Below are 13132 nucleotides of genomic sequence, written 5' to 3' on the forward strand. Positions count from 1 at the left end.
GGCCCACAGTAGGGTGCAGCCATGATCGATATCGACCTCGCTGAGCTGCGCACCTGGTTCGGGTTCGGAGTCGCCGGTAACTTCGCAGGCCACCTCGAACAGGCGGGGGAGGCGGTCGACTTCGTCAACGTGGCGTCTGAGGGCGCCGCACCGAAGGGGATATTCCCCTGGTATGCACCGGGTTACGAAAGCTTCCTGGGTGAGTTCCCGCTGTCGCACGACCAGATCCTGCTGCCGGATTCGACGGACGGTCCGCTGAACCTGCAGATCGAACCCGAGGTGGGGTTGGCCTGCCACGTGAAGTGGAACGGTGACACCGTCGCCGCGCTGGAACCGTTCGCACTGGGCGCGTTCAACGACTGTTCGATCCGACGCCCCGGCGCACCCAAGATCAGCCACAAGAAGAACTGGGGTCCGGCGTCCAAGGGCGTGGCGAAGAAGTTCTTCGACATCAGCGACCTCACCCCGGACGGTCCAACGGCGACCCTGCGCCTGGTGTCCTTCCTGCACGACGCCGAAGGGCAGATTCACGAGTACGGCGTCGACAGCCCACTCCTGGGTTACTCCTACTACGGCGAGGTGCTGCTGGACTGGATCGTCGAACGCCTCGCCCATCAGAAGGGGGCGCCGGACACGCCCCTGGAGGACGTCGGCGCGCTGATGGTGGCCTCGGGTCGTCCGGAGAAGGTGCTGATCGGCATCGGCGCCACGCGCTACACCGACTTGGGCGAGTCCACCTATCTCAAGCCGGGCGATGACGCCATCGTGCGGGTGTACGACACCGCATCGGATGCGGTTTCCGAACTGCGCCAGACGGTTTCGCACCGCTGATGTCCGCATCCGGGACGGTTCACCAGCTGTGGCGCTTCCCAGTGAAGTCCATGGGCGGCGCGCAGGTCGAGCAGGTGCGCATCGACCGCCGCGGCGTGCACGCCGACCGACTGTGGGCCGTGCGCGATCTGGAGAACGACGTGACCGCCTCAGCGCGGCGGCTGCCCGCGCTGCTGGGCTGCACAGCCCGGTACGCACGCGATCCCGGGCCCGACGCGGGGCCCGGCAGGGTGCCGCCGGTGATCGTGACGTTCCCGGACGGTTCCGAACTGGACAGCGACGACCCGGCGATCCATGACCGGATCAGCGAGGTCGTTGGGCGTGAGGTCCGGCTCACCGCACTGCCGCCCGCCAAAGACACCAGCGCGCACAGGCTTTCGCTCAAGCAGAGCCTCGCCAACTACGCACCCAAGGAGATCCGTGAGGACTTCGGTCTGTCGGCCACCGAGTCCCTGCCCGACACCTCGGTGTTCACCACCAAACAGGTCCTGACGCTGGCGCGGTACTCCACGCCGCCGGGAACATTCGTCGATCTGAGCCCGGTGCACCTGATGAGCACGGCCAGCCTGGCGGCCCTGTCGCCCGACGGCGTGCCCTACGACGTGCGGCGGTTCCGGCCCAACGTCCTCGTCGAGTCTTCTGGTGACGGCAGCGGGGTGGAGGCCGAGTTCCCCGAAACCCAGTGGGTGGGTTCGCAGCTCCGTCTCGGATCGGCGTCGCTGCACGTCGATATCCCGACGATCCGGTGCGTGGTCCCCACCAGGGCGCAACCGGGTCTGGAGACCGACCGTGGGCTGACCCGACAACTGGCCCAGCGCACCGACCGCTTCCTCGGGGTGTACGCCGACGTGACGAAGGCGGGCGTGGTCCGAGTGGGCGATGAGGTGACCGTGCACGCGGTGGCCGAACCCGGGGTTGTGCGCCGGGCCGCTTCGGCGGCGGGCAAGACCGCCATGCGTGGCCTGCAGCGCATCCTGGAGTCCACCGTCCTGCGCGGTTAGCGGTCCAGCACCTCGTCGAGCATCTCGAGGAATTCCTCGGGCCGCAAGGGGGTGAACGCCGGCTTGGTCCGCCCGGGCACGTCGAGCGTGACGAGCGTGGACTTGATCGGGCGCCACACGTCCAGCGGCAGCCAGCGACGCAGGTCGGAACTGCCCCAGATGCGGAACCGCTGGGTGAACAGGCCCAGCGGCTCGGCCTGGTAGCCACGCACCGTGCTGACCGGGATCACCTTCGAGGTGCCGGATGGGAAATGGTAGCGGCGCAACGTGATCGCGTGCTGATCCAGCTGGACCAGCCCGTCGTCGTAGTACTGCTTCGGGGGCGCGCTCACAACTTGGAACTCCGCAGTTCGTGCCCTCGGCTGGTCAGGCACCGGCCGTTGTCGAGGTTCCACTGCCAGCCGTGCAGGTTGCATGTCAGCGTGGAGCCCTCGATGACCCCGAACTTCGACAGGTCGGCCTTGAGGTGCGGGCAGCGGCGCTGAATCTCCCAGCCGTCCAGCGTGATCGAGGCGCTGTCGTCGTGGGCCTCGGCGAACCAGCCGTCGGCGTAGGCGATGCGTTCGTCGGTCAGGCACTTGAAGAAGGTGTAGAGGTACTCGTTGTACCCGCCGACTCGCCACGCCTTGAACCGGGTGGACAGGAAGATCGTGTTGACCCAGTCCGGCTCGCGGTCGCGGACCACGGTGCGCACCAACTCGGGTGCGATCTCGAACCCGTAGCGGAACTTCTCGTCGGGAATCGGCTCTCGCACAATCCGTTTCGGGAAGTCGAGGACCACCGTCTCCTTGTACTCGGAGGAGTGCAGCCGCAGTTCCACGGGATACCCGATACCGTCGCAGATCTGGTCGGTCGCCGCCATGATCGGCTCGAACAGGGCGCGCAGCGGTTCCAGCAGCGGTTCCCCGGCGGCGGGCGCCCAGCGGGCCTTCTCCGCGGCCAGCACCGGCGCCATCCGCTCGGCGTAGGCCGCGATGTAGTCGGCCTTGCCGGTGGTGAAGATCGCCTCGACCTCGTCGATGGGCAGTGGGTGGGTCAGTGAGTTCAACGTCGGCCCGGTGAAGTCCGCGGCCGACCCCGGGATCATCAGCAGGCCGCCGTCGTGCCCGTTCTGCCGCATCTGGTCGAGGAAGACCATCTGGTCCGGAAAGATGTTGGCCGGATCGCCGTGGTCGTCGTTGAGGTCGCGAAGTTCGGCGTCCAGGAAGCACGGCGGACCCGCCGACGGCACCACCCACGTGGCGCCGACCTGGGCGATGTACTGCCGGCAGCGATCCATCTGCCGCTGGCGCTTCTGTGTGCCGAACGCCTCCTTGGCCCGGGCCGGCATGTCGTAGACCATCGGGTACCAGATCGCCCCCGAGTACTGCAGCATGTGCACGTCGATGTGACCGAATTGGTCCAGGACGTCCAATTCCACGGGGCGCGCGTCGTTCATGTTGAACGCCGTGGTCTCGCCGTCGGAGACCACCAGGCCGGAGTCGCCGATCGGCCCGTCGGCCGGGGCCCGCAGCGCGATGATCATCACGTCCAGGTCGCCCTTGGGGCCGCTGATCCGGTGCTTCACCGAATTCGTGGTCTCCACGAAGTCGTGGAATCCCAGCTTCTCCAGTTCGCGACGCAGGTCGGGCACCGGGTAGTCCGGAAGCAGCACCACGGCGTCCTTGTTGACGTGATCCCGCAGGGTCTCCGGGTCGAAGTGATCCTTGTGCAGGTGCGACACGTACAGGTAGTCGCAGTTGCCCAGGGCGTCCCAGTCCAGCCCGGAGTTGTCCGGGAAGACGAACCACGAGCCGAAATAAGCCGGGTTGACCCAGGGGTCGCAGAGGATGCTTCCCGCGTTGGTCTCAATCAGGAAGCCGGCGTGACCGACGCTCGTGACCTGCACAAATACTCTCCGAATGGTTGTTCTGCCCCCGAAACCTGCAGTGTCGAGCTTAACCGCCGCCGATCTCGAGGGAGTCCCACAGGCGCCGGTAGTGGGCGATTCGTTCGGCATCGCCTTCGATGCCATAAGCCTCTAGAAGCTCGACCAGCCAGGATCCGGCGGAGTCCCAGTCGAGTGACATCGCGGCGTCCGGCGGTGTGCAGGCGGTCCGGTGAGTTCGTTGAGCCGGACGGCTTCGACCGGTCGGCCGACGGCGATGTCGGCTACCACGGCGGGAACGGCGATCGGACCGGACGGGAAGGTCACGCGACCAGCTTGGCATCTGTTCCGGCGAACACCTGGCTCAGCGGAGCGGGGGTCCTCGCACACACGGATCACGACAGGAAAGAACGGCTAGGCTGGCTAATTGTGGAACCCGTATACGGCACCGTCATCCAGTTGGCTCGCGCGGTCTGGCGGGCCCAGGGCCTGAAGTTCACCGTGACCGGCGTCGAGAACCTCCCGCGGCAGGGCGGTGCCGTCATCGCGATCAACCACACCAGCTACTTCGACTTCACCTTCGCCGGCCTGCCCGCCTACCGGCAGGGGCTGGGTCGCAAGGTGCGCTTCATGGCCAAGCAGGAGGTCTTCGACCACAGCGTCGGCGGCCCGCTCATGCGCAAGCTCGGCCACATCCCGGTGGACCGACTGGCCGGCGCCGAGTCGTTCGACGAGGCCTGCCGTCGGCTCAAGGCCGGCGAATTCGTCGGGGTCTACCCCGAGGCCACGATCAGCCGCAGCTTCGAGATCAAGGAGTTCAAGTCGGGGGCGGCCCGGATGGCAATCGCCGCTGACGTCCCGATCGTGCCGCACATCATCTGGGGCGCCCAACGGATCTGGACCAAGGGCCAACCCAAAAACATGTGGCGGCCGAAGGTACCCATCTCGATCACGGTCGGAGAGCCGATCCAGCCGACGCTGCCGGCCCCCGAGTTGACCGCGCTCCTGCACTCGCGCATGCAGCATCTGCTCGAGCAGGCCCAGGAGGCGTACGGGCCGCACCCTGCGGGCGAGTTCTGGGTGCCCAAACGCCTGGGCGGGGGAGCCCCCTCGCTGGCCGAGGCGTCGCAGATGGACGCCGAGGAGGCCGCCGAACGCGCTGCTCGACGGGCGCAGCGACCGGAGTAGCCGATGGAACCCGTTTTCCGCAGCCTCGAGATCGCGGCCGGTGTCGCCAGGCGCGTCACCGGAACCAAGATCACGTTCCTGGGCCTGGAGAACATTCCTGCCACCGGCGGCGCCGTGATCACGATCAACCACACCAGCTACATCGACTTCCTGCCCGCAGCACTGGCCGCCACGCAGCGCAGGCGCCGGTTGCGGTTCCTGATCAAGGCCGAGATGAAGGACGTCAAAGTCGTCAACTTCCTGATCACGCACTCCAAGACCATCCCGGTGGACCGCAGTGCGGGGGCCGGCGCCTACGCCGTGGCCGTCGAGCGTCTGCGCGACGGGGAACTGGTCGCGGTGTATCCGGAGGCGACGATCAGCCGGTCCTTCGAGTTGAAGGAGTTCAAGTCCGGGGCCCCACGGATGGCGCTGGAGGCCCAGGTGCCGCTGATCCCCCTGATCGTGTGGGGCGCCCAGCGGATGTGGACCAAGGACCACCCAAGAAACTTGGGCCGCAACAAGATTCCCATCACCGTCGCGGTGGGGGATCCGATCCGGCCAGAGGGCACCGCCGACCTCCTTGAGGCGGCGATGCGCAACGCGATGACGACGATCCTGCATCGCGTGCAGGAGGAGTATCCGCATCCCGCGGGTGCGTACTGGGTGCCGCGCCGACTCGGCGGCGGCGCCCCCACCATGGACGAGGCCAAAGCGCTCGACGAAGCGGAATTGGCCGAACGCGCACGAAGGCGGACCCAGCACTGATGACACTGCCCACTCTGATCGCCACCGACGTCGACGGCACGCTGCTGGACGACGACGAGCAGATCACGCCCAGGACCCGGGCCGCCGTGGCGGCCGCCGTCGCCGCAGGCACCCAGTTCGTGCTCGCCACGGGCCGTCCGCCCCGCTGGGTGGCGCCTGTTGTCGACGCGCTGGGATTCGCGCCGCTGGCAGTGTGCGCGAACGGTGCGGTGATCTACGACCCCGCTCAGGACCGGATCCTGTCGGCACGCACGCTGTCGACCGAGGCGCTGGCCCGGTGGGCCGAGATCGCCAACCGCGCGATCCCCGGCGTGGGTCTGGCCGTCGAGCGGATCGGGCAGAGCGCCCACGATGCCGCCACGCCGCAGTTCGTCAGCTCACCCGGGTACGAGCACGCCTGGCTGAACCCGGACAACACCGAGGTGTCGCTGGTGGACCTGCTGTCCGAACCGGCCGTCAAACTGCTTATCCGCAGGGCCGGGGCGCAGAGCGCCGACATGGCCACCGCGTTGGCCAAGTTCGTCGGTGACGATGGTGACATCACCTACAGCACCAACAACGGCCTGATCGAGATCGTGCCGCGCGGCGTCAGCAAGGCCACCGGAGTGGCCGAAATCGCCACCCCGCAGGGCATCACGGCCGCCGACATCATCGCGTTCGGCGACATGCCCAACGATGTGCCGATGCTGGGCTGGGCCGGCCACGGCGTGGCGATGGGCAATGCGCATCCGGAGGCGGTCGCTGCGGCCGATGAGGTGACGACGCGCAACTCCGAGGACGGTCTGGCGCGCGTGCTCGAACGCTGGTGGCTCTGACCGACGCTCCGCAGGGCGGCGCGGGATGCTGAGCTCGGGGGCTCGGCTCAGCCGACGCTGATCGGTGTGAACCGCTCGAGCTGCACCGGCTGACTGTCGACCAAGGGCGGCGGAAGCTGCTGTGCGACACCGTCGACGACGCGCGTCACCAGGCCGGTCTCCCGGTCGAAGTTGAGCGTGCCGTGCTGGAAGTTCTGCTTGATCCAGAGCGGCTCATGGATCTCCCCGCTGGTGGGCAGCCCCAGCCGTCCGCGCTCGTAGCCCAGCGAGCCCCAGGCGGCGTAGATCGCGCCCGTGACCGGTGCGGCGCCGCTGCTGGGCGACCAGTACATCGCGCCCCGCTCGAACGTCGCATACCGGATGTCGCCCTCCGCGGACGCCTCCGGCGACGTCGGTGCGCCCAGGATCGAGTCAGGGCCACCGAGCTTCTGCCACTTGGCGAAGATCGCACCCCCGCGCAATCGGTCCTCGAGCGTGACGGGACCGGCGGGCTGACTGAAGCGCGCGGCCAGGTCCCGGATCGTGTCCATGGCCGCAAGGGCCGCGGCGCCGGGACATTCGGTGTTGCCGACGTCGCGGTGCGTGAAGATCGTCGGCAGGGTGGGCATCGAGCCCCGGCCGAAGTGGGTGAACTCGCCACCGGCCGAGGTCAGCACGACGGTGCCGCGCGGGTCGACGTGGTCGAGGCCGAGGCGCCAGCCGAGGAGCCGGCCCACCGCGCCCAGCTGTGCGTCGGTGGGGCGGTCGACGCTGAACTCGCCGAGCATGGCGACGCCGAACGTGTTGCGGTTGAAGCCGCCGGTGTGCGAGCCCTCGACGGGCCGGTCCAGGCCGCCCGCACGCCCCTCGAACACCTGGCCGTACTTGTCGACCATCGCGTTGTACGCGATGTCGCACCAGCCCAGGGTCTCGGTGTGATACGCCCAGACCGCGCGCACGATGGCCGCGGAATCCTCTGGGGCGTAGTCATTGCTGCCCGCGGTGTGGTGCACGATCCCGGCGCGCACGCCGTCGTCGTACACCGGGTTGCCGCAGCGGCCGGTGGGGGCCGCACCCCACTGGGCACGGCTGATGATCGGAGGCGGCTGTCCGGGTGTCATGGCGGCGGTCGGCGGCGTCCACTGCACGTCGACGGGCGCCTGGGGCGGGCTGATCAGGATGGCCGACAGGTTCTGGCCCAGGGAGCGTTCGGTGCTGGCCGGGCGGTAGCCGAGGTCCTCGTGCTTCGGTGGGGCCGTGGTGACCGGTGCGTCCTTGGGGCGCGTCACCGCGATCTGGACGGCGGTGGTGTTGCCGACGAACACGGGATCGGTGCCGGGGGACGCGCCCGGGGCGTCGTCGCTCTCGGTGGTCCGCAGGGCCTCGGCTGAGTACCAGGGGCCCCAACTGCCGTCACCGCGCTTGGCGCGGATCCGGGCTGAGGTGCCGGCCAGGTTGTCGCCGGTGATGGCGACCATGGAGAACGGGGTGGCCTGAGACACCTCGCGAATGCTCTCGCCGCCGCCGAGGCCGTCGAGAGGTTGTTCGGCAAGGCGGGTGTCCGCGGCGCTGGGGCCGTTCTGAGCGGGGGTGTCGTCCAGGGCCCAGGGCATGATCACCGCAGTCGCCGCGATGGCGGTGAGCAGCAGGGCCGGCGGTGGCCGGCGACCGAAGCGACGAGGCACGGATCGATGTTACGTATGCGTCGATTGTTACTGATGTTTCGACACGGTACGAAAGTGAAAGAAGTGAAAACGTGCAACGGCACCGCAGGGTTGTCCGGGCTCTTGATGGGGGTCGAGGGTTAGAGCCCACCCTGCGGTGCCGTCTGTAGGGAGGTGTGTCAGCCCGCCGGTGCTGCCGCGGCGGCGGCCTCAGCCGCCGGAGCCGCCGCGGCCTGAGCCGCCGGAGCCGCCGACTGCACGGCACTCATGATCGAAGGCATCACGACACCCTTGAGCAGGTCGATGGCCTGTCCGGCGCCCAACTGCTGCGCCGCGCTGCTCAGATCGCTGATCAGGCCGCCACCGCCGGTCGGGGCCATGGGCACGCCCATGCCCAGTGACGGGTCACCGAGGATCGGGTAGGTGCCCGCCATCGGATCGAGGCCGATGGGTGCGCTGATCGGCATCTCGGTGCCCAGGCCCAGGCCGGGTGTGGCACCCGGGATCGGCGCGAGCGGGTCCGTCGCGGTCAGCGCGGGGGTGAGACCCGTGGTCGGCAGCGACGGCGTCAGTCCGGTCGGGCTGAGCGCGGGGGTCAGCGCTGGGTTGGTCAGCGACGCGTCACCCAGGCCCAGGCCCGGCGTCACCGGGGGCGTGGTCAGGCCCGGAGTGATCGGCGCCGCCGGGATGCCCGGGGTCAGTCCGGGTGCGGCCAGGCTGGGGGTCAGTCCGGGCGCGGCGAGGCTCGGGGTCAGCCCGGGCGCGGCGAGGCTCGGGGTCAGCCCGGTGCCTGCCAACGCGGGGTTGGTCAGCGCGGTGGCCGGCATGGCGCCAGCGGGGCTCAGCCCCGTGGGCATCGGCGGCAGGTTGATGCCGAACTGGGACAGGCCCTGCTGCAGCGCGGACATCAACTCGTTGGGCAGGTCGGTCACGACGGCGGCCTGCTCGAACTCATGCTGCTGCGGGACGGGGTAGAGCTCGGAAACTGCGATGACGGCAAATGGACTCGCGACGGCCATGGCGGCGACTGCGCTCATAGCTGTCGAGAGCCTGCGTCGACGTCGGTTTGGCACGGAAGTCTCCTCAATATCTGGACTACGTGTTGTGTCACAGGAACAACGTGATCGACGGTACCGGTGTGACTACTGTGACTGGAGTGACGATGCGGAATCGTGAGCTAATCGCGACATCGCTGCGTCGCCCCCGAGACGTCCCCGGGACCGGGATCCGCAACCGGCGGCGACCTGGCTGACTCAGCAGCGCGCTGAGCAGTGCCGAAGCGGCGCAGCCCGTCGAATCGGCCGAAGTGGCCCCGTCAGATACCCTTGCTGCCGATGACTTCTCCTGATCGAGGTCGCTACGACCTCTTTGTCGTCGGATCCGGTTTCTTCGGTTTGACGATCGCCGAGCGCGTGGCCACCCAGCTGGGCAAGCGCGTCCTCGTCGTCGAACGGCGGCCCCATATCGGCGGCAACGCCTACTCGGAAGCCGAACCGCAGACCGGCATCGAGGTGCACAAATACGGCGCCCACCTCTTCCACACCTCCAACAAGCGGGTGTGGGACTACGTGCGGCAGTTCACCGACTTCACGGGCTACCAGCACCGCGTCTTCGCGCTGCACAAGGGCCAGGCCTACCAGTTCCCGATGGGGCTGGGCCTGGTGTCGCAGTTCTTCGGCCGCTACTTCAGCCCGGACGAGGCGCGGCAGCTGATCAGGGAACAGGCCGCCGAGATCGCCACCGAGGACGCGGCGAACTTCGAGGAGAAGGCCATCAGCCTGGTCGGCCGACCACTCTACGAGGCCTTCATCAAGGCCTACACCGCCAAGCAGTGGCAGACCGACCCCACCGAACTGCCGGCGTCCAACATCACTCGCCTTCCGGTCCGGTACACGTTCGACAACCGCTACTTCAACGACACCTACGAGGGTCTGCCGGTCGACGGCTACACGGCCTGGCTGCAGAACATGGCCGCCGACGAGCGCATCGAGGTCCGCCTGGACACCGACTGGTTCGACGTCCGTGACCAACTGCGCAGCGAGTCCCCGTCGGCGCCGGTCGTCTACACCGGCCCGCTGGACCGGTACTTCGACTATGCGGAGGGCCGCCTGGGCTGGCGCACGCTCGACTTCGAACTCGAGGTGCTGCCGACCGGAGACTTCCAGGGCACCCCGGTGATGAACTACAACGACGCCGACGTCCCCTTCACCCGGATCCACGAGTTCCGGCACTTCCACCCGGAGCGCACCTACCCGGCCGACAAGACCGTCATCATGCGGGAGTACTCGCGGTTCGCCGACAACGACGACGAGCCCTACTATCCGATCAACACCGACGCCGACCGTGCGCTGCTGGCGGAGTATCGGTCCCGCGCCAAGGCCGAGACCGCGTCGGCCAAGGTGCTGTTCGGGGGCAGACTCGGCACCTACCAGTACCTCGACATGCACATGGCCATCGCCAGCGCGCTGAACATGTACGACAACACCCTGGCGCCGCACCTGGTCGACGGTGCGCCGCTGACCGACAGTGAAGAGAGCAGTACAGCATGAGTGACATTCCCTCAGGGCCGCTCGGTACAGCGGAGTCCCGGGCGGTCAGCCTGCTGTCCCGGGTGATCCTGCCCCGTCCCGGTGAACCGCTCGATGTGCGCAAGCTCTACATCGAGGAGTCCGAGACCAACGCCCGCCGGGCGCACGCCCCGACCCGCACCACCCTGGAGATCGGGACCGAGTCCGAGGTGTCGTTCGCGACGTACTTCAACGCCTTCCCCGCCAGCTACTGGCGGCGTTGGTCGACGCTGAAGTCGGTCGTGCTGCGCGTCGAACTGACCGGAAGCGCGCGGGTCGACGTGTACCGCACCAAGGCCACCGGAGCGCGCATCACGGTCGGTGGCGCGCCGGTGTCCAGCCCGGACCCGTCGACGCCGGCCTGGACCGAGTTCGAGATCGGCCTGGACCCGTTCGAGGACGGCGGCTGGATCTGGTTCGACATCACCACCGACAGTGCGGTGACGCTGCACAGCGCAGGCTGGTACGCGCCGGTCGAGGCCCCGGGCCGGGCCGACATCGCCGTCGGCATCCCGACCTTCAACCGCCCGTCCGACTGTGTGAGCGCACTGGCCGCGCTGACGTCGGATGAGTTGGTGGACAACGTCATCGGTGCGGTGATCGTCTCCGATCAGGGCAACCGGAAGGCCGTCGACCACCCGGACTTCGCCGCCGCGGCCGAGAAACTGGGCGATCGCCTGTCGATCCACAACCAGCCCAACCTCGGTGGTTCGGGCGGCTACAGCCGCGTGATGTATGAGGCGCTGAAGAACACCGACTGTGAGCAGATCCTGTTCATGGACGACGACATCCGCATCGAGCCCGACTCGATCCTGCGGGCACTCGCGCTCAACCGGTTCGCCAAGACGCCGACGCTGATCGGCGGACAGATGCTCAACCTGCAGGAGCCCTCGCACCTGCACGTCATGGGCGAGGTCGTCGACCGGGCCAACTTCATGTGGACCAACGCCCCGTTCACCGAGTACGACCACGACTTCGCGAAGTACCCGCTGGACGACGAGTCCGACAAGAGCCTGCAGCTGCACCGGCGCATCGACGTCGACTACAACGGCTGGTGGATGTGCATGATCCCGCGGCAGGTCGCCGAGGAGCTTGGTCAGCCGCTGCCGCTGTTCATCAAGTGGGACGACGCCGACTACGGTCTGCGCGCGGCCGAGCACGGCTACGGCACGGTCACCATGCCGGGCACCGCGATCTGGCACATGGCCTGGAGCGACAAGGACGACGCGATCGACTGGCAGGCCTACTTCCACCTGCGCAACCGGTTGGTGGTCTCTGCGCTGCACTGGGACGGCGAGGTCAAGGGCCTGATCAAGAGCTCGATCAAGGCCACGCTCAAGCACCTTCTCTGCCTTGAGTATTCGACGGTCGCGATTCAGAATCGGGCCATCGAGGACTTCCTCGCCGGACCGGAGCACATCTTCTCGATCCTGGAGTCCGCCCTGCCCGAGGTGCATCGGATGCGCAAGGAGTACCCCGACGCCGTGGTGCTGCCGGGCGCGACGTCGCTGCCTGCCCCGTCCGGTCGTCGTGCGGTGCACAGGCCGCCGACGTCCCTGCCGACCATCGGGATTCGGCTCGCCCGCGGGCTGACCCATCAGTTGCGCAAGGAGAACCGGGCCCACCACGTGCGCCCCGAACTCAACATCGCCACCCAGGACGCCCGCTGGTTCCTGCTGTGCAGGGTGGACGGCGTGACGGTGACGACGGCCGACGGCCGAGGCGTGGTGTTCCGGCAGCGCGACCGGGCCAAGATGTTCGAGCTGCTGCGCGCCTCGTTGCGCCAGCACGTGAAACTGGCGCGCAAGTACAACACCATGCGCCGGGTCTACCGGGAGGCGCTGCCCGAACTGACCAGCAAGCAGAGGTGGGAATCGGTGCTGCTGGAATCCAGCGATGCGTGACAACGGGGCGGCCAGCGTGGACAAGTCGGACGCGCTCCCGCCGAGTGGCGAGGACGCCGTGCTGGTGGCGGTGCAGTCCGCGTTGGCGACGCGACCCGGCGTGCTTCCACTGGCCCGCGGGATGTCGCACTTCGGTGAGCACAGCCTGGGCTGGATGGCGTTGGCCGCACTCGGCGCGATGTTCTCGCGGCGCCGCCGCAGGGAGTGGATCGCCGCGGGTGTCGGGGCGTTCGCCGCGCACGCGGCGGCCGTGGTCATCAAGCGAGTGGTCCGCCGGACTCGGCCCGACCACCCCGCGATCGCCGTCAACGTCGGAACGCCGAGTCGCCTGAGCTTCCCGTCCGCGCACGCCACGTCGACCACTGCGGCGGCCATCCTGATGGGCCGCGCGACCGGGTTGCCGCTGCCCGCCCTTCTGGTGCCGCCCATGGCGTTGTCACGGATGGTCCTGGGCGTGCACTATCCCAGCGACGTGGCGACCGGCGTCCTGGTGGGCGCGGTGGTGGCCAAAGCGACTGAGGCGATTGCCGATCGGATCGAAGGAGCCCAGTGAGCGAGCAGGGGACTCA

The 13132-nt window shown here is 68.3% G+C and carries 13 protein-coding genes; 8 read left to right on the forward strand and 5 right to left on the reverse strand.

Going from position 1 to position 13132, the window contains the following annotated elements; all coding sequences use genetic code 11:
• Positions 1-21: 21 nt before the first annotated feature.
• Together G6N34_RS26185 and G6N34_RS26190 are read left to right on the forward strand one after the other, a co-directional pair.
• On the forward strand, positions 22-831 hold the full coding sequence (locus tag G6N34_RS26185) for a DUF5718 family protein (RefSeq protein WP_085154141.1): 810 nt from the start codon (positions 22-24) through the stop codon (positions 829-831).
• Positions 831-1832, forward strand: a complete 1002-nt coding sequence (locus G6N34_RS26190; protein ID WP_085154143.1) for an MOSC domain-containing protein — start codon at positions 831-833, stop codon at positions 1830-1832. Before G6N34_RS26185 ends, G6N34_RS26190 begins: the two co-directional genes overlap by 1 nt.
• On the opposite strand, the gene G6N34_RS26195 is transcribed toward G6N34_RS26190, so the two are convergent.
• The 3 genes from G6N34_RS26195 to G6N34_RS28355 are packed head-to-tail and all read right to left on the reverse strand — an operon-like array spanning position 1829 to position 3901.
• The gene (locus G6N34_RS26195; RefSeq protein ID WP_085154144.1) at positions 1829-2164 is read right to left on the reverse strand and encodes a hypothetical protein; all 336 of its coding nucleotides are present in this window, start codon (positions 2162-2164) and stop codon (positions 1829-1831) included. The genes G6N34_RS26190 and G6N34_RS26195 overlap by 4 nt on opposite strands.
• Positions 2161-3720 carry a Rieske 2Fe-2S domain-containing protein gene (locus tag G6N34_RS26200; protein ID WP_085154146.1) on the reverse strand — a complete coding sequence of 520 codons (1560 nt, stop codon included), beginning with the start codon at positions 3718-3720 and terminating at the stop codon, positions 2161-2163. Before G6N34_RS26200 ends, G6N34_RS26195 begins: the two co-directional genes overlap by 4 nt.
• Positions 3721-3769: 49 nt before the next feature.
• The gene (locus tag G6N34_RS28355; protein WP_264016569.1) at positions 3770-3901 is read right to left on the reverse strand and encodes a hypothetical protein; all 132 of its coding nucleotides are present in this window, start codon (positions 3899-3901) and stop codon (positions 3770-3772) included.
• Between the two features lie 227 nt (positions 3902-4128).
• Here G6N34_RS28355 and G6N34_RS26205 point away from each other — a divergent pair, with 227 nt between their 5' ends.
• Genes G6N34_RS26205 through G6N34_RS26215 form a run of 3 tightly spaced genes read left to right on the forward strand, consistent with a single transcriptional unit; the run spans position 4129 to position 6449 of the window.
• Complete coding sequence (locus tag G6N34_RS26205) at positions 4129-4887, forward strand: lysophospholipid acyltransferase family protein (protein WP_085154478.1); 759 nt, start codon at positions 4129-4131, stop codon at positions 4885-4887.
• A 3-nt stretch (positions 4888-4890) separates the two neighbouring features.
• Positions 4891-5634, forward strand: a complete 744-nt coding sequence (locus tag G6N34_RS26210) for a lysophospholipid acyltransferase family protein (RefSeq protein ID WP_085154148.1) — start codon at positions 4891-4893, stop codon at positions 5632-5634.
• Entirely contained in the window at positions 5634-6449 is an 816-nt protein-coding gene (locus G6N34_RS26215; protein ID WP_085154150.1) for an HAD family hydrolase, read from the forward strand. Before G6N34_RS26210 ends, G6N34_RS26215 begins: the two co-directional genes overlap by 1 nt.
• A gap of 47 nt (positions 6450-6496) precedes the next feature.
• Here G6N34_RS26215 and G6N34_RS26220 read toward each other — a convergent pair whose 3' ends face one another.
• Both G6N34_RS26220 and G6N34_RS26225 read right to left on the reverse strand, forming a co-directional pair.
• The gene (locus tag G6N34_RS26220; RefSeq protein WP_085154480.1) at positions 6497-8041 is read right to left on the reverse strand and encodes an N-acetylmuramoyl-L-alanine amidase; all 1545 of its coding nucleotides are present in this window, start codon (positions 8039-8041) and stop codon (positions 6497-6499) included.
• A gap of 230 nt (positions 8042-8271) precedes the next feature.
• Positions 8272-9165: a hypothetical protein gene (locus G6N34_RS26225; RefSeq protein ID WP_085154152.1), complete on the reverse strand. Its 894-nt coding sequence runs from the start codon at positions 9163-9165 to the stop codon at positions 8272-8274.
• A 261-nt stretch (positions 9166-9426) separates the two neighbouring features.
• Here G6N34_RS26225 and glf point away from each other — a divergent pair, with 261 nt between their 5' ends.
• From glf to G6N34_RS26240, 3 genes are read left to right on the forward strand one after another with little or no spacing between them, the layout of a single operon-like run.
• Complete coding sequence (glf, locus tag G6N34_RS26230) at positions 9427-10641, forward strand: UDP-galactopyranose mutase (RefSeq protein ID WP_085154154.1); 1215 nt, start codon at positions 9427-9429, stop codon at positions 10639-10641.
• The gene (locus G6N34_RS26235; RefSeq protein ID WP_085154156.1) at positions 10638-12563 is read left to right on the forward strand and encodes a glycosyltransferase; all 1926 of its coding nucleotides are present in this window, start codon (positions 10638-10640) and stop codon (positions 12561-12563) included. The genes glf and G6N34_RS26235 overlap by 4 nt, the downstream gene beginning before the upstream one ends.
• Positions 12556-13116: a phosphatase PAP2 family protein gene (locus G6N34_RS26240; RefSeq protein WP_085154158.1), complete on the forward strand. Its 561-nt coding sequence runs from the start codon at positions 12556-12558 to the stop codon at positions 13114-13116. The genes G6N34_RS26235 and G6N34_RS26240 overlap by 8 nt, the downstream gene beginning before the upstream one ends.
• Positions 13117-13132 lie beyond the last annotated feature (16 nt).

The sequence above is a fragment of the Mycolicibacterium confluentis genome (genome assembly GCF_010729895.1).
GTDB classification, from domain to species: domain Bacteria; phylum Actinomycetota; class Actinomycetes; order Mycobacteriales; family Mycobacteriaceae; genus Mycobacterium; species Mycobacterium confluentis.